This window comes from Stenotrophomonas sp. NA06056, assembly GCF_013364355.1.
GTDB lineage: Bacteria > Pseudomonadota > Gammaproteobacteria > Xanthomonadales > Xanthomonadaceae > Stenotrophomonas.
This window is the reverse complement of record NZ_CP054931.1, coordinates 2,056,812-2,083,480: the sequence shown is the minus strand read 5'-3', so window position 1 is coordinate 2,083,480 and position 26,669 is coordinate 2,056,812. Positions and strand designations below refer to the sequence as shown.

Sequence of the window (26,669 nt, the reverse complement as noted above, 5' to 3'; positions counted from 1 at the left end):
GGACGCAAGCGCAGGGAATGCGGCTTCCATCGGCATCGGCTTGCCACCCCGAACCACGCTGCGTGATTGGATGTCCGGCAAGAGCATGCAGTCCGGAAGCGGCTGGGCCGGTCGCGCTGGGCGAATCCTGTCTGGCGGCCGCCCTGGATCGACGGGTTCGGCAGATCCCGGTGGGTGGCGCCCCTGAATCAGCGCCGAGGGCACCAGCGGCGTCGGCAGAAGGCTCTGCGGCCAATCGCTCACCGCAGGCATTGGTGCAGGACGGTCCCACTGGGGAGACCGCAGGGTAACCGGCCAGCCCGGCACGTAAGGGGCCGTGGCCAACTGAAGTCCTAGCAGCAACGCGAGCATATGGTCACCTTGGGCGTCCGCGAATGGGGCTTCAGCCTTCCAGCAACTGATGCGCGGGTCCTCACCAAGAGATCATTTTCATCTCAATCGTGCCCTGCGGTGGTCTTCACGGGTTGCGTCCGGTCCTGTGATGACGTCTCACGAGGCCCCAGCCACACCAAGGTGGCGCCAGGAAGTGCCCGCCGCCCGGCCTGCGTCTCGGCGAGCGCCGGCCCCACCAAACCCAGTGCGCCAGCTGATACCAGGCTCAATACCTGCTGCTGGACGCGGACATCCTTCTCCGCTTTCGCCTTGCCGAAAAGCGACTTGGCACGGGCAACCGCCACTGCAGCCTGGCCATGGCGCTCGGCGTCAGCCACGCTGAGCAGATCCAGTCGATGTCGCAGCTCGACCAGTCCCTCTGGCATCTTCTCAAGGGCGCTCTGGGAATGGTTGCGGCTGGCGCGCCAGTCACCACCGGCGGCGGCGACCTCTGCATTGAGCACCGCCAGTTCCAGCTGGGTCAGCGGGGGCAGCGGACTGCGTGCGTTCGCCGCGGTGATCTGGCCGGCAAGCCTTGCTGCTGTGGCGCGGTCGCCAATTCGCACAGCCACTCTAGCCACGCGCAGCCTGCCAGTGGCGATGGCAACGGGCACAGGCTGCGTCGCGCTTTGCGGATCCGCATCAATCAATGCAAGTGCCTGTTGATAGTGCTGCCTGGCCGCAACACGATCATCCAACAGTAGTGCCTCCTGCGCCTGCATCCACGCTGCACCGAATCTCGATGCATCACTACGAGCCGACTGGCAGGTGGTGGCGAGCGCATCAGCATCCTGCCGATCGGCCATGTAGGTGCTGTACAGCAACAGCGAGCACGCCGCTGCGCTGCGGATGGAACTGATCGCGCCGTCGTCCAACGGAAGAGACTCGAGCGCGCGTTGACTGGCGAGGCGGCTCGGCTCCAGCTTGCCTTGGGCCAGATAGATCCATGACAGCACAGCGTTCACATGCGCACCTGCGACGCCGTCCAGACCCAGTGCCTGCATCTGGATCGCTCGGGCCTGGGCATTGCTGACCCGGGTCTGCAAAAGATCATCCAAGGCCAGTTCGGCCTCGAGTGAGGCTTGCATCGTGAGATTGCCCATGCTCCGTGCAGTCAGCAGCGCTTCCTGTATCCAGCGGAGTCGTTGCGCCTGGTCCTGGCTGATATTGGCCAGTGCCACCTGGATGTTGAGCTGCTGGTCGAGTGCACCTGATTGCCGCGTGCGATCCAGAGCCTTCCTGACTTCCTCACCATCAGGCGCGATCTCCCCTGCGTAGATCGCGGTCTGGGTCAGCGCGTAGTGCGCAAGATTGTCAGAGCCTGCCTCGACGAACAGCCTCGCCGCCTGCCTGAAGGCCTCGGCTCCCTTGCCAGGATCGGTTGATGCAACCGCATGCGCCTCCCTCAGCGCAGCGTCCGCAGCCTGGGTGCGCATACCCGGGCCGAGTGATTGCGCGAGCTCACGGGCAGCACGTGCGTGACTGATGGCGGCCTCGGACTTGCCGAGGTTCAAGTGGGCCTGGCTGAGCAGCATCTCGCGCTGGTAGCGGGCATCAATGCTCTCCTGGTTCATCCACTCGGGCCTTTCCAGTTCCTTGATGGCCTTCTGGAACTGCCCGGACATGTTGAGAACCTGCGCGTAGCGTTCACGATAGGGCGGAAAGTCCGGGTGCCGGGATACCAGAGACTTGATCGCGCGCTCCGCGTCCCGGGCGCGTCGCGGGTCGACCTCCAGCTGCTGGGCGCGCAACGAAGCCAGCGCATCCGGCGGCAACGGGGTCAAGAACTGGTTGGCCAGCTCCATCTGGCGAACGGCATCAAGACTCTCACCCAGGTTCGACTGGGCAATGGCCAGCTGCAGATGCAACAAACCAAATCGCGGTGCATCGTTCAACAGCGCGGTGCCCTCGACCTGGACCCGGTGCCAGTCGCGCTGCTCGAACGCCACGCCCACAGGGGCGTAGCGCTGGGCAGCGGATGCGTTGATGTCCAGAACCGGCCATCCCGCTCCAGAGCCGGGCACCAGTGCTTCCAGCAACTGTCGGGAAAGCGCATCTACCGCGCCGGGTACCTTCTCTGTCGGGACGGTTTGCTGCAGCAATTGATCCTTTCCGTGCCGCTGGATTCTGGCCCGCACCGTCACCTGCCTGCCGTCTACGCTGCGGACAGCACTCACCAGAACCACGCTCGGTGCGATCGAGTGCTTGCCGGTCGCCAGCGCCTCGCCGCTCACCAATCGAACGGCTGGAAGCTGCTGGAGTTTCCAGCTGCTCCATTGCCGCAGTAGCTCGGACGCCCAAGGCGTATCAAGGCCACTGTTGGCTTGTACGGGCATCATCGCTACGTAGATGGGTGCCGCCGGGCCTCGGGGCCACAGCTGCCACGCGATCGCGGCCACGCAGATGAGCACAATGGCCGCTGTGGCCACCAGCCAGGAGCCCGGCCGGCGCAGCTTCTTCGCATTGGGTTCCGGCTTCCGGGCAGATCTCGCCTCGCTGTCCCCCGCACCCTCCTGGGAGGAAGTGCCCTCGCCTTCCCTCTCCAGCGGAAGTGATGACTCCGATGTAGCGCCCACGGAGGCGGCCGGCGCGATCGGCGCCGGATACGCTTCGCTGGCCACTGGCAGAACAATGCGCCCCTCCTCGTCGAAGCTCGGCATCGCAGGGAACCATCGAACCGGACCGGGTGGCTGGAAGACGTAGCCTCGCTTGGCGACCGTACGAATCCACTCTCGGCGTGATTCTCCCAGTGCCTTGCGTAGCAGCCAGACGCTCTGCGACAGATTGGCATCATCCACCACGAGGCCGGTCCACAGGCGATCAAACAGCTCGTTTCGGGTGAAGAGCTTGTCCGGTTCGGACACCAGCAACAGAAGCAGATCGAACACTCGATGCTGCAGCTCGATACTGCTATCGAGCGATACGATGCGTCGATAGCGAAGGTCCAGCAGCAGATCGCCGACCTGGAGCGCCTGCGTTTCCGAAGGCCAAGGTGCGGTCATCCGGCCCCTCCGGTGCATGCATCGGCAGTGCGGCACATGACGATCAAATCGGACATTTCCTCTTGGATCAATAGCATAGGGATATCACGCACGGGGCCCGGTTACCCGGCAACTTTGACGCCGCAGGTGGCGCCAATGCAATACACCCGCATCGGAGGCCTTGGACGGGGCCTGCCAGATCTAGAACTGAATGGGGGGCGGACTTTGATGCCCGATGGAGCGGACAGGACGAAGGCCCTGCGGGCTCACCCTACGAAATCGAACGGGCGTGCGCTTGCGAACGCAATTTCGGCGACAACGCTACGTGCGTAGGTTGCAGATCTTTCCCGCTACAACCGTCCGTGATGTCGGGGTAGAACCCAATGCACACGATGGCCCTGGCCTTATGGACCCGGCAAGCCGGCGATAGCGCCCATGCGCGAGAGACGCGCGAACACTGCATCAGCGGCCATTGGCGGGCAGACGAAGTCCCCTTGCGCCAGGTCCAACCCCAGTTCCTGTGAGGTGCGGAACTCGCGCCCGGTGTCTACGTTCATTCCCACCACGCGCAGTCGGCGCCCGTGGGCAGCCTTCAGCAAGGACGCCGGCGTAACAGTTGCGGCCGGGCAAGCACTCCGGGGCGTCTGACCACGCGGGGCAAGCTTGATTTCCTTGACGGGTAGCGATTGCAGCCACAACGGATCGACGCTGCCCGTGTTGAGAATCGCCAGTGAGAACTCCACAGCCAGTGAGGACAGCCCTGAAAGTTGTCGGAAGCTGCGTGCGCCATCGGGCAGCTCTGAGGCGCTGAACACGAGCGTGAGCTGGCGCGGATGCAATCGCTGGTTGACGAACATGCGTTGCAGGCCATTTCGATACGGCAGATATTGGAGTTGCTGCAGCGACGTACAGGCAGACAGGCTCCAGTTTGCCCCCTGCGCTCGCCACCGGGCGATCTGCAGACTTGCAGTGTCCAGTACCCAGAAGCCAAGATGATGAGTCAGGTCGGAGGCTTCGACCAGCGCCAGGAAGTCATGCGGCGAACTCCATCCCAGGTCCGGATGCCGCCAGCGCAGCACCGCTTCCACTCCGGAAACCGCCCCGCCCACCAAGTCAATGATCGGCTGATAGTGCAACTGCAGCTGCCCTTCATCGATGCAGCGACGCAGGTCGCCGCGCGTGATCAGTCCGAACGGCTCAGCAGATATCAAGCAGGCCATCGGATTACCTTGCTGGCCTTTTTCCAGAGCGGGCAGCAGGTTTCCGCCGCCGGCCCTGTGGCAGGCGGTGCTGATTCTGCGAGGTGGGACATGGTCACTGCTCAGTCGGGGGAGCCGTGATGTTGGACAATGAGGCGCACGTTTGGCATCTATCGCTGCCTCAATAGATCTCAATTGTTCTCATTTCCCTGGGCAGGATCGTCTGGGACATCCTTTAAACGACGCAGCGATCGTTCTGTGACTCATGCAGGGATAGGCCGGCCTCGACGGATACGCAACTACTTCCCAGTCATCCTCAACGCAGCCTCCGGCAAGCGCGCTCCGCTGACACGTATCTGCGCCACCTCTTCATCAATACGGTCCAGATCGGCCTCATCCAGCACCAGATCCACCGCACCCAGGTTCTCATCCAGCCGATGAAGCTTGGTGGTGCCTGGAATCGGCGAGATCCACGGCTTCTGGGCCAGCAGCCAAGCCAGGGCGACCTGGGCCGGCGTGGCCCCCTTCCCTGCCGCCACCGCCTTCACTACGTCCACCAATGCCATGTTGGCCCGCCGCGATTCAACAGAGAAACGCGGCACAACCGTGCGGAAATCCGTGGCGTCGAACTGCGTGTTCTCGTCGATCTTTCCGGTCAGGAAACCGGCGCCCAGCGGGTTGAAAGGTACGAAGCCAATGCCCAGCTCTTCCAGCAAGGGAAGCAACTCCTGCTCCGGCTCACGCCAGAACAGCGAGTACTCGCTCTGCACCGCCGCCAGTGGCTGCACCGCATGCGCTTTTCGGATCGTCTGCACACCCGCTTCAGACAGGCCGAAGTGGGCAACCTTGCCCTCGGCGATGAGGGTCTTCACCGCGTCGGCAACGTCCTCGATGGGCACCGCCGGGTCAACGCGATGCTGGTACAGCAGGTCAATGCGTTCGCTGCGCAGCCGCTTCAGGCTGGCCTCTACAACGGCCCGGATGTGTGCAGGCTGGCTGTTGGTGCCGGCACCGCGGGCGCCGGTTGCCGGGTCGATGTCAAAACCGAACTTGGTGGCAATCACCACCTGGTCGCGCACCGGTGCCAAGGCCTCACCCACCAGTGCTTCGTTGGCGAACGGCCCGTAGGCCTCGGCGGTATCGAAATGGGTGACGCCACGCTCCACCGCCGTGCGGATCAACGCGATCATCTGCTGCTTGTCGGCGGCCGGGCCGTACGCCGCGCTCATGCCCATGCAGCCGAGGCCGAGGGCGGACACTTCCAGTCCTTGTCCAAGGATACGGGTCTTCATGGCTGAATCCTCGGTGCCGCGGCGACGACTGCGCGGCGACCATGATGGGAGGTTGGCATCGGCATGACGCCAATCTACGCGCCCCAAATAGATTCTTGCAGGGGCATAATCGAATATCGCTTATAGCCGGTGCGCATCAATGGGTGTCGAAAACTACGACCAGTTGGCCCTGTTCGCCCTGGTGGCGCGGGAGCGCAGCTTTACCCGTGCTGCCGCCCAGCTGGGCATGTCCCAACCTGCCCTGAGCCGGTCCATGCGCCAGCTGGAAGAGCGCTTGGGCGTGCGCCTGCTTGCCCGCACCACCCGCAGCGTTTCGCCCACCGAGGCCGGGGAGCAGCTGCTGCGGGTGATCGCGCCGCGCTTCGAGGAGATCGATACCGAGCTTGCGCAGCTCAGTGCATACCGCGACAAACCCGCCGGCCGCATCCGCATCACCGCGGGCGAGCATGCCGCGCTCACCGTGATGCAGCCGGTGCTGGGCAAACTGCTGCCGACCCACGCCGACCTCAACATCGAAGTGATCGTCGACTATGGGCTGACCGACATCGTGGCCGAGGGCTTCGATGCCGGCATCCGCATGGGCGAGCAGGTGGCCAAGGACATGATCGCCGTGCGCGTGGGGCCGGATCTGCGCATGGCCGTGGTCGGGTCACCGGCCTACTTCCGGCACCATCCCAAGCCTAAATCACCGCACGACCTCACCCGGCACAACTGCATCACCATCCGCCTGCCGACCCACGGTGGCATCTTCGCGTGGGAGTTCGAGAAGAAGGGCCAGGAGTTGAAGGTTCGGGTGGAAGGCCAGCTGGTGTTCAACAACATCGCCCTGCGCCTGGGCGCGGCGCTGGAGGGGCTGGGGCTGGCCTACATGCCCGAGGACCTGGTGCGCCCCCATGTGCAGGCCGGCACTCTGGTCCACGTGCTGCAGGACTGGTGCCCCTCCTTCCCCGGCTACCACCTGTACTACCCCAGCCGCAGGCAGTCATCTCCTGCGTTCACCGTGCTGCGTGATGCCTTGCGCTATCGGGGGTGAGCGGCGGCAGGGTCAGGGCGATGGTGCCGGAGTCTGTTCCAGCGCCTGCACTGCGCGGGCAGATGCGGCCGGGTAACCGTTGTGGGCCAGCAGCTGGGCCAGGTGCTGCAACTGTGCACGGCTGAGGCCGACGCGCTGGCTTGCTGCCATGTGCGACCGCAACTGCGCCTCCACGCCGGGCATGGCGGCCAATGCACCCACCGTGGCGAGTTCGCGGCTCTGCCAGTCCAGGTTGTCGCGCTCGAAGATGTCGCCGAACAGGTGCGTCTGCAGGAACTGGTTGATGACGGGCGCGAAATCCATCACCGGCCCGGTCACCGGGGCGCCGGAGATCCGGGTCTGGTTGGCAGTACCCACAGCGCGCAGCGCATCGCCTACGGGAGTCTTGCCAGTGGGCGACTGCCCAAGCGCGGTGGCGATGCCCTTCGCCTCACGCTCGCGTACCACGTTCATCAGTTCGCCCAGGGCGTTGAGGCTCTTGGGGAACCCTGCATAGGCATACAGCTGTACGAGCACTTCCTTTGCCTCGCTCAGGGTCAGTCCGGCATCCAGTCCACGGCCCAGCGCGGCATTGAGCTGAGGCATGTCACTGCTGGCCACCGCCGCTGCGATCAGCGGGATTGCCTGCTGCCTGGGCGATAGTGGCCCGGCAACGGCGGTATCGATGCTTGCTGCCGCTTGGCGATACTGGTCATCGCTGACCTGCTCAAGCCAGGCCACGGATTTACCGTCTGCCACCCCGGTCACCGCAAGGTGTGTCATTGCACTGTGGGGCGCGGCACCGTGCCAATGCTTGACCCCGGCCGGACACACCACCACATCTCCAGCGTGTATCTGCTGCACCGGCTTGCCCCATTCCTGGGTCAGCCCAACGCCGGAGGTAACCACCAAGCGCTGACCGGCGGGGTGCGTGTGCCAGGCAGAACGCGCGCCCGGTTCGAAGCTGACGTACGCCGAAGAGGCCTGCACCTCCTTGTCCGCCGGGAACAGTGGATCCACCCGTACCTTGCCCACGAAGGTCTCTGCTGGGCCGGCAACGGACAACTGCGTTCCCGCCCGGGTGATCTGCTGCGTGGCCGCTTCGGCGGCACCAGCGAACGGTGCCGCCACACTCAATGCAGCGCCCAGCAGCGCGGACTGCGCGGGTGATGTGCGGCGCGCGGTCATGGCGCCAGCGTCCGTGTATAGAAGGCTGTCAGCGAGGCGACGGCGGTATCCACGTACTTCGGCACCCAGTAGGTCTCGATATGTGTGGCGCCGTCCAGCAGCACCAGCTGCTTGTCGGTGGTGCCGGTCGCCTTGGCGAAGGCGTCCCGGCTCACGTACCGGCTGTCGGCCTTGCTACCGGCAATCATCAGCAGCGGCTGGTTGATCAGTTCGATCTGGTCGGTGGCATCCCATCGCATCAGTTCCAGCAGGCTGCTGGTGGTGTAGCGGAAGGTGGAATTGGGATGGGCGTGGGTCTTCCCGTAGTACTCGTAACCCTGCCGATAGAGATCGAAGGGGAGCTTGGCAATCTGCGCGTCGGTGAGGTTGGCATCGCCGGAGTACAGCACGTCGCCGCCGGCGGCCTGCTGTGCGCGCGCCTGCGAAGCCTGTTGCAGGCGCTGCTGGACGGTGTCCAGCTGCGAGTCGGCATAGCCATTGCGCCGTACGCGGCCGGAGTTGAACATGCTGATCGTGGCTACGGCCTTGAACCGCTTGTCGGTCTGCGCAGCCGCCAGCGAGTAACCGCCGCCGCCACAGATGCCCAGCAGGCCCAGGCGCGTGCTGTCGACCCAGGGGAATCGACTGATGAAGTCCGCCATGCCGTGGATGTCTTCGATGCGGTGGGACGGCATGTCCACGTTGCGCGGCTGGCCGCCGCTCGCACCCTGGTAGGCCGCATCGGCGGTAATGGCGATATAGCCTTGTTCGGCCAGACGCTGCGCGTACAGGCCGGCGACCTGCTCTTTCACCCCGCCGTTGGGATGGGCCACCACGATGGTCGGGTATTTCCGCGAGGCGTCAAAGTTGGCGGGCGTGTAGAAGTTGGCCGCAATCTCGATTCCATTCAGCGGATAGGACACCGAATGGATGTTGACTTCGCTGGGCACGTTGCGGGTGATCGCACCTTCGTAGGCCAGTTTGAACGGATTGAGCCTGTAGTCGGCGGCGGAGGCGCTGCCTGCCGCCAAGCCAAGCGATATCGCCAACAGCGTGGCGTGCACGATGTGCTTCATTCAAGTGCTCCCAGTCTGGACAGCCCCCTGCTGGTGCGCATCTCGCGCCCGGAGTGGCGGGGGAACAGAAGTAAACCTACCCGTCATGCGCTGATGGAAACAGGCCATCTGCTGGATATCAGTCATGCACGCGCGATATGAATGATGAGACGGCGCGGCACGATCAACGCACTGCGTTCCGGTTCAACGGTCCAGATGCTTCTTCTGCAGGAAATCGCCCACCAGATCGGCGATCTGCACGTTGTTGAGGTCCGAGAACGGGAAGTGGCTGTTGCCACGGATGCCCATGTCCGGCAGATGGATCAGGGTTACGTCTCCCCCTTGTCGATTGACGGCGTCGCGCCAGGCACGCGCCATTTCCAAGCGTGCCCGCCAACTGTCCTGTGCGGGGAGGTCAACGGGCTTCCCGGGGATGTTGTCGCCGTACAGCACCAGAATGGGAATCCGCGTCAGCGCCTTGAAGTCCCCGGGCGAGACCACGGCGGGTGCGACCGTATCGAACGCGCTGGGGATGGGGGCCGGCGCATCGTCCTTGGCGAACACGAAACTGCTGCCTGGCTCGAAAGCCACGATGGCGCGCACATTTGGACTCTTTATCGCCGTCAACCATCCGGGCCCGCCTGCCTGCGAATGGGTGAACAGGATTGCAGGCCCTGTCTCCTGCAGTAGCGCCGCGACGCCATCGGAGACCACGTCCAGGTCGAACGGGCCCGTGTTCGGCGTGACCGAACGGAAGAACTGGTCAAGCGCGCCCTCGCCTTTCGGGAATTGGCTGCCGTCGAAGTACTCCGGCCAGCGTCCAATCCGAAACTGGTTGAACCACATCTGGTCGTCTGTCACCGGCTTCAGCGTGGACTCGACCATGCTCCGCCCGGCTTTGCCACGCCTGGGCTGATCGATCAGGTAGGTCGTGAAGCGGCGACGCAGGAAGAGATTCTGGAAGCCCTCGCGGCCATCGGCAGTGGTTTCCCAGCTCTTCGATGACTGCCCCGCGCCGTGCCACATCACGATCGGCAGCGGACGCGCATTCACCGGCTTCTGGTAGAAGGCGTAGACGTGGTCACCGTGGTAGCTCTGGCCGGCCGGAGTGGCGGGCTTCAGCGGATCGAACGTGCCAGATTCTGTCTTTGTCGTGCCGCCCGCGAGGAAGCTTCCTTGCGATTCGATCTGCAGTGGCTCGTTGGCCATGGCAGCCGTGGAACAGAGGGACGCCGCGATCCAGATCAGTGCGAAGGGGAAGCCAACTACCAGAGTGCGGAGGCGGGTGCGGGTCTGCATGGGTCACTCCGTGACAGATTGTCAGGAGAATCTATTCGTGCAGTCCTGCTGGAAGAAGAGCGGGAGTGCATATGACCAATGCATGGAAGATATATATCTGCCTGCCGTGTTGCCGTGACCAGCCGCCGGCGTGGATGCCGACGTGTGCATCGTAGCTGACGCTCGCATCCGAAGGTGCTTTGCCGGCCAGCGGCCGGCACTACCCAAGGTGAGCCGACCGCGTGCGACGGAGAGTCAGCGTGCCGCATCACCGTTCGTACGCACTACGTTCTCGATCCAATCGATGTAACGGGATACACGGACGTTATGGACAACCTGGCCGTAGAATCCTGCTTCAAGCGCATGTTCAGGAACAGCAGTGATCCAGGAGCCGAGGCCCACCAGCTGCCAGGTTCCATGGTCGTTGACCACAAGCGGACCACCACTGTCACCGTTGCCCAGCACCCCTTCAAGAGGCAGCCCCTGCGGCGGCGGATCGAACCGATACCAGAGATAACGTTCGTTGCCCCCGGTAATTGCGTTGTAGGCCCGACGCAGGGACGTGCGGTGCGGCGCATCCGGCAACTGACCAACCGCACCATTGCCAGTAGCGCCCTTGCCTATCAACGCAGCAATCTGCGTGACCTCCGCTGCACCCCGATAGAGCGGCACCGGCCCGACATCGTTCACTGGCGTTGCAAGCCTGATCAGCGCGATGTCATCCGACGTCGCCAGAAAGGCATGGATCCGGGAGGGATTCCCCGTCGCCAAGGCCTCTTGGCCCAATGCCGCGGGCATCCTCCGGTAACCGGGATGCAGGACGACACGTTCAACGTCGTACGCATTTCCATTGATGGTGATCCTTGCGCCCATCCCCTCCATCGGTGCGGCATGCGCTGCGGTCACCACCCAGCGTGGGGCGATGAGTACGCCGTGCCCCTCGCCGGGCATGTCCGCCAGTGCCGGGAAAGCGGATCCATCGATTCGATAGCTGGCATCCTCAACGTCATCGCGGATGACGACGGCCCCGGCTGCGAACGGAAATACGGAAAGTGCCAGAAAGAGCCAACGGTTCATCGAAGCCTTCATCCGTGCGGTCAATCACTGCAGCCTAGCCGAACTGGCCCCGAGCGGGAGAGCATGCGGCCAAGCACCTTGCACACTGAAGCGCTTGCTCAATGGTCTCGGCGCTGGCCAGCACCGGAACTGCCAGCCAGCAGCTGTTCGGCCAGACCGCGATAGATCGGCACCCGGCAGACCATGCCGGACATACCCCGAGCGATCAGCACAGTGGCCAGGATCGGCAACAGCAGGTCGCCGCTGTCGGTCAGCTCCAGCGAGATCACGGCCGAGGTCAACGGTGCCTGGGTTACGCCTGTCAGGTAGGCGCACATGCCCAGCAGCACGAAGGCTTTGGGGTCCACCGCCGGCATCAGTACCGCAAGGTTGTGTCCCAGCCCTGCCCCTACGGCCAATGCCGGTGAGAACAGGCCACCCGGGATGCCCGCGACGTACGACGCCAGGTTGGCGAGCAGCTTCATCAGGCCGAATTCGTGACCGACGATTGCCTGGCCCTGCACCAGACTGCGCGCCTGCTCGTAGCCCGTGCCGAACGCACCGTCGCCGAAGATCAATGCCAGCACCACCACGATCAACCCACAGGCGGCGGCAAGCAGCACGGGATGGTCCCGCTTGATCGTGCCCAGCCAGCGCGGATGGCCGGACATGGTCAGCAGCACGACACGCGCGAACAGTCCGCCCAGCAGACCGGCGACCACGCCACACAACACGATGGCGCCCCATGCCTGCCCCAGCGGCAGCAGCGCCGAGACGTGCCCGAAATAGGTGTAGTTGCCCAGCAGGCCCAGCGACACCACGCCGACCACTATTACCGCCGTGAGCAAGGTGCCGGAGAAGCGGTGCTCGAACCGACCGCTCAGCTCCTCAATGGCGAACACGATGCCCGCCAGTGGTGTATTGAAAGCGGCCGCGATGCCGGCCGCTCCACCTGCCAGCAGGAAGTGCGACAGCTCGCGCGGGTCTTTGAACCCGAACCAGCGCCCGAACAGGTACATCAGGCTGGCACCCACGTGTACGGTGGGGCCTTCGCGGCCAACCGATGCGCCGCCAAGCAGGGACAGCGAGGTCAGCAGCAGTTTGCCCGCCGAAACCGCAGGCGAGAGGTTGACCTGTCGGAACTCCGGGTCCGGCTGTTCCAGCGATGCGATGACCTGCGGGATGCCGCTGCCGCGTGTGGGCTTGAGCGCTCCTGCGGTCAGCCACGCCAGCAGCGCGAAGATGCCCGGGGTAAGCAGCAATGCCCACCAAGGGGAATGTGCAATAACCCGCTGGAACACGTGGAACGCCGCATCGCTGGCCTTGGCGAACACGATGGCCACCAGCGCCACTGCCACCGCGCCGCTCCACAATGCCGCGCGACGACGCCATCCTTCGGCCAGCACCATCGCTGACAGGCGTGCGCGGAGTTGTTGAAGATCGAACATCGGGCAATTCTGTGAGCGCGGGTAGCCCCATGGAAGTGGTGAGTGTGGCGGTTTGCCCTTCTGTATCTGGTGAAATGGGAGTCTGCTGTGAGGCTGCTACAGCAACTTCCAATGAACTCATCTCCCTTCCAGTTCCTTCAGAACCCCGCGCAAGCGCATGTCCTCCGGCGCAATCGTGGCGGCTTTCCGGTAACTGCCTATCGCTTGATCGCGCTGTCCATTCGCCAGATAGGCCTCGCCAAGACTGTCGTAGACATTGGCCGATTCCGGATGCGCGCTGGCATTCCATTGGAAAACCGTCACGGCCTCCGGCAGGCGCTTCATTCTCAACAGGCGATAGCCCAGCGAGTTCAGCGCCTTCTCGGATGTATCGTAATTCCCGGCGGTCGCGCCCAGCCCGTCATAGGCTCGGGTCATGCCGACCACGCCCTGTGACAGGGCCAGCGGTACCAGCAGGTCGCCCAGGTTCTTTCTGGCGAGTGCAATCGGTTTGCCGTGCAGGACTGCCATCAGATCCTTGCCCAAGGTCACCACTGTCTCGCCCTGCCAGTAGTTGTCCAGGATGATCACCACCGACTGGTCCTGCTCGGCGCGAAGCCAGTAGCTCTGATAGCCGGGAACGCTGCCCGTATGCGACTCCACCTTGTACGTGCCTCCGGCCGGCAAGGGCCAGCTCTCCACTTCCCAGCCGTACCCGTAGCCCGAGCGATGGTTGGTCCACATCGCCCGCCGCGACGACTCGGTCAGCAGCGAATCGCTCTGCAGGGCCTGGTCCAGGCGAAGCAGATCGTCGACGGTGGAATACAGGCCGGCCGCCGAGAACGAGACACTCGGGTCGATCGGAATGGGGCGAGCCAGACTGAGGTCGGGGCGGGTTTGATAGCCTGTCGCCAAACGTGGAATGAGTTCGTTTGCGTGATACAGCCCGCTGTCCTTCATGCCTGCCTTGTCCAGAACCCGGCTTCGAAGGTTGGCTTCGTAGCTGGCGCCCGTCACCTTCTCGATGATCAGGCCCAGCAGGAAGTAACCGTTGTTGTTGTAGCGCCACTCTGTTCCCGGAGCGCTCTGCAGATTGCCGGGGATCCACGCCTTCGCGAAGTCAACGGGTTCCAGCGAGAGGCGCGCCTGTGTCTGCCACCACGGGTCATCGTAACTGCGAGGCAGATCGGCAACGCCGGAGGTGTGGTTCAGCAGTCGCGCCACGGTGACCGCGGCGGCGGGCGTACCTGCATAGAGTGCCGGCAGGTACTCGCCCAGCGTTCCGTCCAGCCGAAGCCTGTTTTCCTGCACCAACTGCATGACAAGGATCGCGGTGACCGGCTTGGTCAGCGAGCCAATGCGAAAAACACCCTCGCCCACATTCGGCACCTGCCATTCGCGGTTGGCCAGCCCGTAGGCGCCGCGATACAGGACGCGTCCGTGCTGAGCGACAAGCACTACGCCATTGAAGTCGCGATTCGCTGCATAGCTGTCCACCAACTGTTCCAGCTGGGCGGGGGTGGCCTCTGCCCTCGCCTGTCCCGAAATGCCGATCACTATCGCCATGCCGCTTGTTGCTGCCAGCACAGTCCGCAACAGAAAGCGTCTTCCTTGTTGCGCGAACAGCAGGGTGGCGCTGGGCATCTACAGGCCTCACTCAGGAAAGGCGCAGTGTAGCTGTGGCGAGCAGTCGCAGACTGTACCTGGGAGCCATGACTGATGGCCTATAGGTGCCGGTCTTTCATCGAGTGAAGTACAGGCACCCGGCTACGGTGATCGGCGTCGGATCGGCATCGATCCGCTGGGCGACCAGTGCCGTCACGTCGATGCCATCGCCCTGGGTTTCCGGTGCCGATTGCACCACCCGCATTGCTGCGGGCGCGCCATGTGACCCTGCTGCGTCCAGGGACAGGGTCTTGCTGAGGTCCGCAATAGTGGCCTCATCGAAGACAGCCAGCACGGAACTGCGCGACAGGATCAATCGCGTGGACGGATAGCCAAAAAGGAGAACCGGTGCTGGAAGCTGCATTTCCGCCACAACACCGGGCATGTCACCCAGTTCGTTGCTGTATTCCCCACCCTTGCTGGGGATTGGCTGCCAGCCAGCCGACGGCTTTGCGTTGGCTGCGATGTCTCGCAGTTGATAGACCGGGGTCCGGAATGCGCTGCGATCCGCCTTGCAGGACACGAGCGCCAACGCTTGATCGATGTCCCCCTGCGTGGGAACCGTCTTGCGGATCGATTCTGCTGCCGGCGCAGTGGGCGCCAGGGCAAGCCCCAGGCCTGCCAGCAACAGAACCTGGTTCAACGTACGGGTGATCAACGCGAAGTGCTCCTGCCTGCGTATGTGCAACGATCGTTCGGCACTACACCGGACAGATGGAACCTACAGTTTCTATCGGGAAGCTTCAGCACCAGCGATAGCCTCCCGCGCGGCGATCTTCTCGACCAGCGTATCGATTGCCGTCTCCATGGCGCGTGCCGTCTGGTCGCCACTCTGGTTGGTGATGACGAAGATGCCAAGATCATACTTGGGCACGATGTAGATGTAGCACTGCGAACGCGGCACGCCACCGTGATGGGCGTAGTAGACGCCCTTCAACCGATCACCGGCGACGATGTTCCAGAAGTAGCCGATGCTGAACTCGGAATCGAACTTGACCAAGGGCCGGTGCGATTCCTTTATCACGGGCCCATTGGCCAGCTGGAACCTGAGGTACTTCACCATCTCCGGGACGGTCGCCTTCACGTTCCCGGATGCGCCCCACGGTAGCTGAGGCATCGGCGTGGTCGGTGCCGGGTTGTCGCTGTGATAGCCGACCGCAAGCAGGGGAACTTCGGCATCGCTGAGCCTGATTCTCGGCCCCGTCATCGCCGCGGAATCGCCAAAGAACCGGCGCAGCAATGACTCGTAGTCGCTGGTGTAGACGGTTTCCAGGATATGGGCCACCAGTTCCGTTCCGGCACTGGAGTAGGCGTAGTCCTTGCCGGGCGCCTGACCCATCTCGACGGCGTGCAGATCCTTCAAGAAATCAGCCTTGCCATAGTGCGCGTAGATGGCGTTGAGTTCGCCGGGCGTACGATGATCGGTGAAGTCCGCCAGCACCGTGTTCGCGCGCTCGGGCAACATGTTCGGCAGGCCACTGGTGTGCGACAGCAGGTGGCGGATGCGGATGGGCTCTCCCTGGTACTGCAGGTTCGGATAGTTCCCCTGCAGATACTGTCGAACATCGTCGTCCAGACTCACCTTGTGTTCCAGGACGGCATTGGCCATCAGGGTGCCGGCCAGGGTCTTGCTCAGCGACCCGATCTCGTAGAGCGTGGCATCGGTCGGCAGGCCTGGCTTGCCGCTTTCCATGTCGCCGCGATGACGGATGAACTCCTTGCCCCGGTACACGACGCCGATGGAGGCCGAATGCAGCAACGGCTGCTGGATAAGCGTCGCGGCGACCTCATCGATGTCGGCCCCCAGATCCTTTGTTGCGACCTTCTCGCTGACGCAGCCTGCGGCGATCAGCGCGGCAGACACTACAGCGCCCCTGAGCCATCGGCGGTACCGAACGTTCGTCGAAATCGCTTGCATGCGGATGTGCTTGAAAGGGGGTGGGCAACGGGACCTTACGATAGCCGATGGCAGAGACCTTCGCCTGTGCCTGTTCCCTGCGACAGGGCATTTACGGGAGCTGGGCGATTGCCTCCTTCGCCGCAGGCAGTGCGAGAACGGAGCCGCCCAGTACCTGCCAGACTCCGCCTTTCTTCCCCCAGAAGCGGCAGTACCTGAAGCGCCCGGAAAAGGCTGCGCCGTCGAACGTCCCGGCCAGATCTGCAGTGGTGAGGGCAACCGCCGTTTGATCATGCATGACGATGTCCACCGAACGCCACTCGGCCATGCTCAGTTTCTGCCGCCCTGAACGATGCAGCGCCAGGTCATCCTGCTTGCCGAACACCTCGCCCGAAGGGCCCACAAAGATCAGGGCATCTGCAATCAGAGCGTCCAGCGTCGCCACATCGCTGCTGAGCATCGCGACACGCAGTGTCTCTTCGAGTTGCCGTACTTCAGTGTCCATGCAGGCTCCGTAGCGAGTGTTGCGTCAGTGATAGTCCATCATCACTCCCATGCTCCCCCGCCGCCAGGGCAAGGAGCGCCTTGGCCTGAACGCGGACGGCGCAGTGGAAGATCAGGTCTCTACGCCCCTGCAGTAGTGCTCCGCCCAATCCATCCATTGGGCGATACCGCCAAAGGCAAACACATGCGGGCTGACCAGCCCATGGGCTTCGGTCAACCCGTCAACCAGGCGATTCACGAACACATCCGGCCCGGCCGTTCCCAGCAGGCGGCCGATCGAGATGCCGTAGCGGGACAGCATGGAGGTGCTTGCAGCCACGCCGCACATCGCTGCATAGCGCACAAGCCGCGCAATGCTGGCGGGGCCGGGAATACCGACCAGCACTGGATGGGGAATGCCACGAACGCGCAGCTCATTCAACCAGGTCAGAACGATATCGGCATCGAACGCGAACTGGGTGATGATCAGCGGCGCCATGCCTTGCTCTTCTATGCGCTGGCACTTGCGTTCAAGTACGCGCCACCGATCGGCGCCAGCCATCACCGGATGGCCCTGCGGATGCCCGCCCACACCCACGACCTTGATCCCGGCGCGCTGGAGAACGCCGCTCTCGATGATCGATGTACTGTCGGCAAACGGCCCGGCAGGCGTGGAAAGATCCCCCGCGATCAGTAGACAGCGTTCGACGCCGGCGTCGATGACAGCCCGGTCGATGAAGCGCTCAAGCGCCTCCCGCGAGCCGATGCGGCGTGCGGAAAGGTGCGGCATCGGCTCGAAACCCAGCTCCCGCGCCGTTCGTACTGCTGCCAGTCGCGCCGTGTCGTCCTCGCTTGGCAGGTAGGGAATGGAGATCGTCGTCCCCGGTGCCACGCGGGACGCCTCGGCGCGCAGTGCAGACATGGCCTTGGCGCTGACCTCCAACGAAAAGGCGCTGATGAAGGCCTGCGCCCGCTGCGCGCGGTCAGCAGGGACCATCAACGACGGGACCACGCGGCCGCTACCACCGGACATCAACCGGCTCCGCGCAGGTTGCCGGCACTGGTGGAGCTGTGCCGTGCCAACTCGACAAACGCCTGCAGGTAATCGATTCCGGTATCCGCCTCGCGCGCACCCAGATAGATCTGCTTGGGAATGCCTTTCGCACCCAGGCGCACCGGCACCACGTCCATCCGCTCGGCATATTCCTCCACCAGCCAGCGCGGCATGGCGGCCACGCCGCGTCCGCTCGCCACCATCTGCATCATGATGTCGGTGGTTTCGATGGCCTTGTGGCGCCGGGGCGTGATGCCGGCCGGCAGCAGGAACTGGTTGTAGATGTCCAGCCGCTCGAACGGCACCGGATAGCTGATCAGGATTTCCTGGGAGAGCTGGCGCGGCTTCACGTAGTCCGCCCTTGCCAGGGCGTGGCCTTTGGCCACGACCAGCACCTGCTCGTAGTCGAAGACGGGAACGAACTTCAGGCCCGGCTTCAGCAGTGGGTCGGGCGTAACCAGCAGGTCGATCTCGTAGCCGAACAGGGCGCCAATTCCGCCGAACTGGAACTTCTGCTTGACGTCCACATCGACGTCGGGCCAGGCGGCCAGATAGGGCGAGACGATCTTCAGCAGCCACTGGTAACAGGGGTGGCATTCCATGCCGATGCGCAGCGCGCCGCGCTCGCCCTGCGCGAACTGGCCCAGCCGTTCCTCGGCCAGGTCCAGCTGCGGCAGTACCCGGTTGGCCACCGCCAGCAGGTACTGGCCCGCCTGGGTCAGGCGCAGGCTGCGGCCTTCGCGCAGCCAGACATCGGTGCCGAGCTGCAACTCCAGCTTCTTCATGCTGTGGCTCAGGGCCGACTGGGTCAGGTTGAGTACGCCTGCCGCAGCGGTCAGCGAGCCTTGCTGCTCGACCTGCTGCACGATGCTGAGATGGATCCGCTCCAACATGACGATGAATCTCACTCATGGATTGGTGAAGTAATACCATTTTACGTCATGGGATGGGCTGACTAGCATCGACTCATGCCTTCGGTTGCCTGCCAGCCCGGTCATCTCGCCGGCCAGCAGCACTGCGCCCCTGCAGATCATCCCGAAGGAGCCCCTCCCCTGCCGAAAGCGAAGAGATGACCCGCCCCCTCCGTATCGTCGCCGTTTCCGGCGGGCTGCAGCGCCCCTCAAGGGCTGCGACCCTGGCTGAGCACCTGCTGGACCTGATCGGCGAAGGCGTGCCCTGCGATCAGCACCTGATTGAACTGGGTGAGCTGGCGCCGCAGTTGGCCGGTGCGCTCCGGCGCTCCCAGTTGCCCCAGACCGTGGAGCGGCAGCTGACCGCTGTCGAGCAGGCCGATGTGCTGGTGGTGGCCACGCCGGTCTACCGCGGTTCGTACACCGGCCTGTTCAAGCACTTCTTCGATTTCATCGACCAGGACGCGCTGGTCGACACCCCCATTCTGCTGGCCGCCACCGGCGGCAGCGAGCGCCACGCGCTGGTGATCGACCACCAGCTGCGACCGCTCTTCAGCTTCTTCCAGGCCCGCACCCTGCCCTTGGGCGTTTACGCGACCGACCGTGATTTCGCCGACGGCCGTGTACACGACGAAGCGCTGATCCAGCGGGCGCGCCTGGCGGTACAGCGGGCCATGCCGCTGCTTGCCCTCTCCCATCGTGCAGCCCCCGCCCCCCTTGTGGCCGCCGCCGCTCTCTGAACGCCGAATGCCATCGATCTGCATTCGGATGTCACCCCGCAACCCGGAACGCCGCCCATGACGACCAGCAACTTCACCTTCAGCATCACCCGTATTCCTTTCAACGAGGACTACCAGCCTGCTGATGGCACGCGCATCACCACCAACTTCGCCAACCTGGCCCGCGGCGAATCGCGCCAGGAAAACCTGCGCAACACGCTCGGCATGATCAACAACCGCTTCAACGACCTCGCGCACTGGGACAACCCGAACGCGGACCGCTACGTCGTCGAGCTGGACATCATCTCTGTGGAGATGCACATCGATGGCAGCGACGGCAACGATACGTTCCCGTTGATCGAGGTGCTGCGGCCGACCATCGTCGACACCCTCACCGGTGCGCGCACCGAGGGCATTGTCGGCAACAATTTCTCTTCCTATGTCCGCGATTACGATTTCAGCGTGGTGCTGCCCGCCAGCAACGAGGGCAAGGCCACCTTCGCCATCCCCGAGGACTTTGGCGATCTGCACGGCAAGCTGTTCCAGCACTTCCTGGAGTCGGAAGCCTACCGTGCGAACTTCAGCAAGGCCCCGGTCATCTGCATCAGCGTTTCCAGCAGCAAGACCTACCACCGCACCGAGAACCAACATCCCATCCTGGGCGTGGAGTACCGGCAAGGCGAGTTCTCCCCCACCGACCAGTACTTCGACAAGATGGGGCTCAAGGTGCGCTATTTCATGCCGCCGGGCAGCGTCGCACCGCTGGCGATCTACTTCCAGGGCGACCTGCTGGGCGATTACTCGAACCTGGAACTGATTGGCACCATCAGCACGATGGAGGCGTTCCAGAAGATCTACCGCCCCGAGATCTACAACGCCAATTCCGTGGCCGGCAAGGTCTACCAGCCCAGCCTGAAGCATCAGGACTACTCGTCTACCCGCATCGTCTACGACCGCGAGGAGCGCAGCCAGCTCGCGGTCAAGCAGGGAAAGTTCACTGAAGAGCACTTCATCAAGCCGCACCGCGCCGTGCTTGAGCAGTGGGCCGCCCGCTGATCCATCGATTTCCCATTCGCCCGCCAGGATACAAGACGAAATGTCGACGAAGAAACTGCTCCCCACCTCCACTGCTGGCAGCCTGCCCAAGCCCTCCTGGCTGGCAGAGCCCGAGAAGCTCTGGTCACCCTGGAAGTTGCAGGACGACGGCCTGATTGAAGGCAAACAGGACGCCCTGCTGTTGTCCCTGCAGGAACAACAGCATGCCGGCATCGACATCGTCAGTGACGGTGAACAGACGCGGCAGCATTTCGTCACCACCTTCATCGAACACCTCAGCGGCGTCGATTTCGAAAAGCGTGAAACCGTGCGCATCCGCAACCGCTACGACGCCAGCGTGCCGACCGTGGTGAGCGCTGTCAGCCGTCCCAGACCGGTATTCGTCGAGGATGCGAAGTTCCTGCGCCGCCAGACCGCGCAGCCGATCAAATGGGCACTGCCCGGTCCGATGACCATGATCGATACGCTGTACGACGCGCATTACAAGAGCCGCGAGAAGCTGGCCTGGGAGTTCGCGAAGATCCTCAACGAAGAAGCGAAGGAACTGGAGGCCGCCGGCGTCGACATCATCCAGTTCGATGAGCCTGCCTTCAATGTGTTCTTCGACGAAGTGAACGATTGGGGTGTGGCGGCGCTTGAGCGCGCGGTCGAAGGGCTCAAGTGCGAAACCGCAGTACACATCTGCTATGGCTACGGCATCAAGGCCAACACCGACTGGAAACAGACGCTGGGTTCGGAATGGCGCCAGTATGAAGAATCTTTTCCGAAGCTGCAGACGTCCAGCATCGACATCATCTCGCTGGAGTGCCACAACTCGCACGTCCCGATTGATCTGATCGAGCTGGTGCGTGGCAAGAAGGTGATGGTCGGCGCCATCGACGTGGCGTCAAGCACGGTGGAGACACCGGAAGACGTGGCCAACACCCTGCGCAAGGCCCTGCAGTTCGTGGATGCCGACAAGCTCTATCCCAGCACCAACTGCGGCATGGCACCGCTGGCGCGTGAGGTGGCACGGGGCAAGCTGCGTGCTCTCAGTGCAGGTGCACAGCTCATCCGCGAGGAGCTTCTGGCTCAGAGCTGAGCGGGAGGGCGCATGCTATCGAACACGCTCGCCCCCCGAGGCAAAGGCCGCGCGCCAGTGCGGGAGCCCACCACTCCCGCACTGGCGCCGCCCCCCCTACTCCTGCTCCCCTACACTCAGCGCTGCTGATCCTTCAGGAACAGCCACGTAATCAGCGTGGCATCCGGCCCCTTGGGATCGGTGAACGGCAAGCCGGACTGGCTGCCGCTCCAGGCATGCCCCATGCCCTGCACCACGTAATGCTGGGCCAGGGTCCTGCCGCCATAGGTATAGGTGTCAACCGTGTAGGCGCGCCCACCCGGTACCTGGCCGTGGAAGGTATTGGTCGGCACGTACTTCACCGAATCGTTGTCCAGGCCATCGTCGGCCAGGTCATTGGTCTGCAGGAACTGGCGCACCGCCTGCTGTCCATTGATCGGGTTCACCGTGGCGTCGGCGGTGCCATGGAACACCAGCACAGGGATAGGCCGCGGCGACGGCGAGCCGGAGCACTGCCAGGCCAGCCGACCATTGCTGTCCGGCGAGTAGATGCTGCCGGCCAACAGTGCGTAGGCGCTGCCGGAAATCGTGGTGGCACCCTTGTACATGCCGCCGGAATGGATCGCGCCCGCAGCGAACACATCCGAATAGCAGGCCAGCATGATCGAGGTCATCGCACCGCCGGCGGAAATGCCGGTGACGTACACGCGATGCGGATCGATGCTGTAGCCCGCTTTCACCTTGTCGACGATGCCGGCCAGGATCGAGGGCTCGCCGCTGTCGCGCGACTGGTTGATGGGCAACTGCCAGTTCCAGCAACGTGCAGGATTGGAGGTGACGTTCTGCCGGGGATAGACCACGATGAAGCCTTCGGTGTCGGCCACCTCGTTGAAGCCCGAGGCCTCGCCCATCAGGTTCGGCCCGGTCACGCAGCCGTGCAGTACCAGCAACAACGGCAGTGGCTGCGATTCGTCGTAGCCGGCCGGCACCCATACCTGGTACTCGCGGGCGCCGAACAGATTGCCGTACAGGCCAACATCCCAATGCCCAGCAGGTTCTGCTGCGAATGCAGCGCCGGTCGAGCCCAGCCAGGTACACAGCAGCAGCGTCAACGCCTTGATTGAATCGATTCCAGATTTCATGACCAGATCCTCATGCGTGAGTCGTGGATGAAGGGGTACCGGAAATCCTCGTGGACCGACCTTCCAGAGGGTGCTGCGACGCCGCTGTCAAACCCAGCCGGTGGCGTAATAGATGCCGATCACCACGAACACCGCGAGGGTCTTGATGATGGTCACTGCGAAAATGTCCTTGTAAGCCTGGCGATGGGTCAGCCCGGTCACCATCAGCAGGGTGATGACAGCGCCGTTGTGCGGCAGGCTGTCCATGCCGCCGGAGGCCATGGCGGCGACACGATGCAGCACCTCCATCGGAATGCCGGCGGCCTGCGCGTTGGCGATGAAGGTCTCGGACATCGCGGCCAGGGCGATGCTCATCCCGCCGGACGCAGAGCCGGTGACGCCGGCCAGACCGGTGACGGTGACTGCTTCATGCAGCAGTGGATCCTTGATGGAACCCAGCGCGTTGGCCACCACCATGAAACCCGGCAACGCGGCGATGACTGCGCCGAATCCATATTCGGATGCGGTGTTCATGGCAGCCAGCACGGCACCACCGATCGCCGCCTTGGTGCCTTCGGCAAACTGGGTGACCACCGGGCGCCAGGCGAGCGCCAGCACCGACAGGATGCCGACCAGCAGCGCACCGAGCACGGCCCAGATTGCGGTGATCTTCGCCACGTCCTGCACCACCGGCGCAGCGCTGCCCATGATCGATGGCATGAAGCTGTGCTCGCTGCCGTACCAGTGCGGCATGCCCAGGGTGAACAGCTTGTTGGAGACGAACACCAGCACCAGCGGCAGCACGGCAATGCCCGCATGTGCCAGATGGGTACCGGCGAACGGCGTGGGCTCGTTCACCAGGGTGGCCGGATCGCCGTAGCCTTCGCCGTTGCGCAGCGCGACGCGACGGCGCCACTCAAGGTAAGTCACGCCAACCGCCAACACGAAAATGCCGCCAAGTGTGCCCAGCACGGGCGCGGCCCAGGTGTCGGTACCGAAGAACGTGGTGGGAATGATGTTCTGGATCTGTGGCGTGCCCGGCAACGCGTCCATGGTGAAGCTGAAACCGCCCACTCCCAGCGTGGCCGGAATCAGACGCTTGGGGATGTTGCTCTGACGGAACATTTCCGCCGCGAACGGATAGACCGCGAACACCACCACGAACAGCGACACCCCGCCGTAGGTGAGCAGGCCGGACACCAGCACGATCGACAGCATCGCCCGCTGCGGGCCGAACAGCCGGATCGCTGCACCCACGATGGAGCGGGAGAAGCCGGAAAGCTCGATCAGCTTGCCGAACACCGCGCCCAGCAGGAACACCGGGAAGTAGAGCTTGAGGAAGCCCACCATCTTGTCCATGAACAGGCCGGTGAACATCGGTGCCACCAGCGAGGGATCGGTCAGCAGCACGGCGCCCAGCGCGGCGATGGGCGCAAACAGGATCACGCTGTAACCGCGGTAGGCCACCAGGATCAGGAAGGCCAGCGCTGCAAGTACGATCAGTAACGACATACGGCGCTTCCAGACGGGGACGCGCCCAGTATCCGGATCTGGCGACCGCTGCCGACTGGACCTAGGTCCACTCGCCGGTGCGCGACGGCGCCGCTAGCCTAGGCAGCATGGGTGGCAATGGGCCATCTGCCTTGGGGGAGGACCGAATGAAACGGAATTGCTTGAGCCTGATGATCGGCACGCTGTTGGCCACCGGGCCGGTTCTGGCACAGGAAGCACCACAGGGTTCGTCGTCGGCGGGCAGGACCGCATCGGCCACCAACCTGGACAGCATCACGGTGACGGCACGCAAGCGCGAGGAAACCCTGCAGGAAGTGCCGGTGGCGGTCACCGCCTTTACCTCCGAAGCCTTGGACAAGATGAATGTCCAGGACATCAGCGATCTTGATGGACAGGTGCCCAACCTGACGATCTACGCGGCCCGCGGAGCCAGCAGCACGGTCACGGCCTACATCCGTGGTGTTGGCCAGTCCGACCCCACCTGGGGTGCCGACCCGGGCGTGGGCATCTACCTGGATGACGTCTACATCGCCCGCCCGCAGGGCGCGTTGCTGGATGTATTCGACGTCTCGCGCATCGAGGTGCTGCGCGGCCCGCAGGGCACGCTGTATGGCAAGAACACCATCGGCGGCGCCATCAAGTACATTTCGCGCGGCCTGCCCACCCAGACTGAAGGCTTTGCCCAGATCACAGTGGGCAACTACAGCCAGCTCGACGCCAAGGCGGCGATCGGCGGCCCGATCGGCGGCGCCGACAGCGGCCTGCGCGCGCGCGTGGCGGTCGCCAGCATGAATCGTGACGGCTTCGGCGAGAACACCTTCACCGACCAACCGGTGAGTGACAAGCAGATCAATGCCGCACGCTTCAACCTCGGCGCGTATGCCGGCGATGATTTCGACGTGCAGTTCGCCCTGGACTGGATCGACGACCAGTCCGGCATGCGCGGCTCGAAGATGCTGGCGCCCAACCCGTTCGTGCGCGCCTACCCGCCGATGGATGATCGCTACGACATCCGCTCGGGCATGCGCAACCTCAACAGCGTGGAAACCAAGGGCGCCTCGGCCACGGTGAACTGGCGGCCCAGCGACGACGTTGCGCTGAAATACGTGGTGGCCAAGCGCGAATCGGACAGCGAGGCCAACATCGACTTTGACACCACGCCGGTCAAACTGGCCGATGTGGGCGGCATCTACCACGACGATCAGGTCAGCAACGAGGTACAGCTGAACTACGATGCCGGTGGACGCGTGCGCGGCGTGGTTGGCCTGTACCAGTTCAGTGGCGAGGCCGGTGGCCAGATCCGCAACAACTTCTTCAACCTGCAGTTTGGCGACACCCGCGGCAAGGTGCTCACCGACAGCACCGCGCTGTATGCCGATTGGACCTTCGACCTGAGCAGCAAGCTGAAGCTGGACGTCGGCGCGCGCTACACCGACGAGGACAAGCGCGCGATCGTGCTCAACCGTTTCTACTCTGATGCGACGTTCAGCCGCCCGATCGCCATCGCCGCCGATTTCGACAAGAAGACCAACTTCAAGAACGTCTCGCCCAAGGTGTCGCTGGACTATCAGATCACCCCGGACATCATGGTCTACGGCTTGGCCACGCGTGGCTTCAAGTCCGGCGGCTACAACATCCGCGCCAACGCTGTTGCCGTGCCGCGCTCGGCCGAACCATTCGACGACGAGACCGTCGACAGTTTCGAGATCGGCAGCAAGATGGCCTTCCTTGACCAGCGCCTGTTCCTGAACCTGTCGGCGTTCCACAACAAGTACAAGGACATCCAGCTGTCGGTGTTCACCGGTATCGATACCAATGGCGATGGCACCGACGATTCCTTCTTCGGCGACTTCACCAACGCCGGTGCCGGCACCATCAACGGCCTGGAAATCGAGTACCAGTACCTGCCCAGCCAGCACTGGCTGATTTCCGGCAATCTGGCCTGGCTGGACACCAAGTATGACGAGTACATGGATCGTGGCGTCAACGTGGCCAAGCAGATGAAGTTCACCAACGCACCGGACTTCTCGGGCGCGTTGAACGTGGAGTACCGCACCGACCTGGCCAGCGGCGGCAACCTGTCCGCACGGGTGAGCTACAGCTACCAGAGTGAAGTGTGGCCGACCACCGACCTGAGCCCGGTGATCCGCCAGGACGGCTACGGGCTGGTCAATGCCGGCGTGATCTGGAAGCTTGATGACGCTTGGACTTTCTCGCTGCAGGGTACCAACTTGGCCGACAAGGAATACCGCACCACCGGCTACAACATTCCGGCGGTCGGCACGCTGATTGGCTTCTATGGGCCGCCGCGCCAATATAGCCTCAGCGTCCGTTACGATTTCTAGGAAGCCT

21 protein-coding genes are annotated in these 26,669 nt (G+C 63.7%); 5 read left to right on the top strand and 16 right to left on the bottom strand.

Annotated elements, in window-relative coordinates:
- Window positions 1-434 precede the first annotated feature (434 nt).
- The 3 genes from HUT07_RS09205 to HUT07_RS09195 all read right to left on the bottom strand — a co-directional run bounded on the left by HUT07_RS09205 (window position 435) and on the right by HUT07_RS09195 (window position 5,844).
- On the bottom strand, window positions 435-3,374 hold the full coding sequence (locus tag HUT07_RS09205; protein ID WP_176020700.1) for a winged helix-turn-helix domain-containing protein: 2,940 nt from the start codon (window positions 3,372-3,374) through the stop codon (window positions 435-437).
- Window positions 3,375-3,757: 383 nt separating this feature from the next.
- Window positions 3,758-4,573, bottom strand: coding sequence for an EAL domain-containing protein (locus HUT07_RS09200; RefSeq protein ID WP_176020699.1), 816 nt, complete (start codon window positions 4,571-4,573; stop codon window positions 3,758-3,760).
- 278 nt (window positions 4,574-4,851) lie between these two features.
- Complete coding sequence (locus HUT07_RS09195) at window positions 4,852-5,844, bottom strand: aldo/keto reductase (protein WP_176020698.1); 993 nt, start codon at window positions 5,842-5,844, stop codon at window positions 4,852-4,854.
- Between the two features lie 139 nt (window positions 5,845-5,983).
- On the opposite strand from HUT07_RS09195, the gene HUT07_RS09190 reads away from it, so the two are divergent.
- Window positions 5,984-6,877, top strand: a complete 894-nt coding sequence (locus HUT07_RS09190) for a LysR family transcriptional regulator (RefSeq protein WP_176020697.1) — start codon at window positions 5,984-5,986, stop codon at window positions 6,875-6,877.
- A 12-nt stretch (window positions 6,878-6,889) separates the two neighbouring features.
- On the opposite strand, the gene HUT07_RS20520 is transcribed toward HUT07_RS09190, so the two are convergent.
- From HUT07_RS20520 to HUT07_RS09135, 11 genes are all read right to left on the bottom strand, one after another.
- Window positions 6,890-8,044 (bottom strand): carboxymuconolactone decarboxylase family protein, encoded by a 1,155-nt coding sequence (locus HUT07_RS20520; RefSeq protein WP_176020696.1) that lies wholly within the window; start codon window positions 8,042-8,044, stop codon window positions 6,890-6,892.
- Complete coding sequence (locus HUT07_RS09180) at window positions 8,041-9,099, bottom strand: alpha/beta hydrolase (protein WP_176020695.1); 1,059 nt, start codon at window positions 9,097-9,099, stop codon at window positions 8,041-8,043. Before HUT07_RS09180 ends, HUT07_RS20520 begins: the two co-directional genes overlap by 4 nt.
- Before the next feature lie 183 nt (window positions 9,100-9,282).
- Entirely contained in the window at window positions 9,283-10,377 is a 1,095-nt protein-coding gene (locus tag HUT07_RS09175; RefSeq protein WP_176020694.1) for an alpha/beta fold hydrolase, read from the bottom strand.
- Between the two features lie 234 nt (window positions 10,378-10,611).
- Window positions 10,612-11,433, bottom strand: coding sequence for a trypsin-like serine protease (locus HUT07_RS09170; RefSeq protein WP_176020693.1), 822 nt, complete (start codon window positions 11,431-11,433; stop codon window positions 10,612-10,614).
- A 98-nt stretch (window positions 11,434-11,531) separates the two neighbouring features.
- Window positions 11,532-12,860: a chloride channel protein gene (locus HUT07_RS09165; RefSeq protein ID WP_176020692.1), complete on the bottom strand. Its 1,329-nt coding sequence runs from the start codon at window positions 12,858-12,860 to the stop codon at window positions 11,532-11,534.
- Window positions 12,861-12,977: 117 nt separating this feature from the next.
- The gene (locus tag HUT07_RS09160; protein ID WP_176020691.1) at window positions 12,978-14,483 is read right to left on the bottom strand and encodes a serine hydrolase domain-containing protein; all 1,506 of its coding nucleotides are present in this window, start codon (window positions 14,481-14,483) and stop codon (window positions 12,978-12,980) included.
- A 97-nt stretch (window positions 14,484-14,580) separates the two neighbouring features.
- Window positions 14,581-15,147, bottom strand: a complete 567-nt coding sequence (locus HUT07_RS09155; RefSeq protein ID WP_176020690.1) for a hypothetical protein — start codon at window positions 15,145-15,147, stop codon at window positions 14,581-14,583.
- A gap of 87 nt (window positions 15,148-15,234) precedes the next feature.
- Window positions 15,235-16,368 (bottom strand): serine hydrolase domain-containing protein, encoded by a 1,134-nt coding sequence (locus tag HUT07_RS09150; RefSeq protein WP_254898836.1) that lies wholly within the window; start codon window positions 16,366-16,368, stop codon window positions 15,235-15,237.
- Window positions 16,369-16,513: 145 nt separating this feature from the next.
- Window positions 16,514-16,906, bottom strand: coding sequence for a nuclear transport factor 2 family protein (locus HUT07_RS09145; RefSeq protein WP_176020688.1), 393 nt, complete (start codon window positions 16,904-16,906; stop codon window positions 16,514-16,516).
- A gap of 111 nt (window positions 16,907-17,017) precedes the next feature.
- Entirely contained in the window at window positions 17,018-17,881 is an 864-nt protein-coding gene (locus HUT07_RS09140) for a methylenetetrahydrofolate reductase (RefSeq protein WP_176022512.1), read from the bottom strand.
- Window positions 17,882-17,916: 35 nt separating this feature from the next.
- Complete coding sequence (locus HUT07_RS09135) at window positions 17,917-18,831, bottom strand: LysR family transcriptional regulator (protein ID WP_176020687.1); 915 nt, start codon at window positions 18,829-18,831, stop codon at window positions 17,917-17,919.
- A gap of 176 nt (window positions 18,832-19,007) precedes the next feature.
- On the opposite strand from HUT07_RS09135, the gene msuE reads away from it, so the two are divergent.
- Genes msuE through HUT07_RS09120 form a run of 3 tightly spaced genes read left to right on the top strand, consistent with a single transcriptional unit; the run spans window position 19,008 to window position 21,705 of the window.
- Complete coding sequence (gene msuE / locus HUT07_RS09130) at window positions 19,008-19,589, top strand: FMN reductase (protein WP_176020686.1); 582 nt, start codon at window positions 19,008-19,010, stop codon at window positions 19,587-19,589.
- A 57-nt stretch (window positions 19,590-19,646) separates the two neighbouring features.
- Window positions 19,647-20,624 (top strand): DUF1852 domain-containing protein, encoded by a 978-nt coding sequence (locus HUT07_RS09125; protein WP_176020685.1) that lies wholly within the window; start codon window positions 19,647-19,649, stop codon window positions 20,622-20,624.
- Between the two features lie 40 nt (window positions 20,625-20,664).
- A complete protein-coding gene (locus HUT07_RS09120; RefSeq protein WP_176020684.1) occupies window positions 20,665-21,705 on the top strand; it encodes a methionine synthase in 1,041 nt (346 codons plus the stop codon).
- A gap of 116 nt (window positions 21,706-21,821) precedes the next feature.
- On the opposite strand, the gene HUT07_RS09115 is transcribed toward HUT07_RS09120, so the two are convergent.
- Both HUT07_RS09115 and HUT07_RS09110 read right to left on the bottom strand, forming a co-directional pair.
- Complete coding sequence (locus tag HUT07_RS09115; protein WP_176020683.1) at window positions 21,822-22,826, bottom strand: PHB depolymerase family esterase; 1,005 nt, start codon at window positions 22,824-22,826, stop codon at window positions 21,822-21,824.
- Window positions 22,827-22,913: 87 nt separating this feature from the next.
- Window positions 22,914-24,317, bottom strand: a complete 1,404-nt coding sequence (locus tag HUT07_RS09110) for a GntP family permease (RefSeq protein WP_176020682.1) — start codon at window positions 24,315-24,317, stop codon at window positions 22,914-22,916.
- 146 nt (window positions 24,318-24,463) lie between these two features.
- On the opposite strand from HUT07_RS09110, the gene HUT07_RS09105 reads away from it, so the two are divergent.
- Window positions 24,464-26,662 (top strand): TonB-dependent receptor, encoded by a 2,199-nt coding sequence (locus HUT07_RS09105; RefSeq protein WP_254898835.1) that lies wholly within the window; start codon window positions 24,464-24,466, stop codon window positions 26,660-26,662.
- Window positions 26,663-26,669 lie beyond the last annotated feature (7 nt).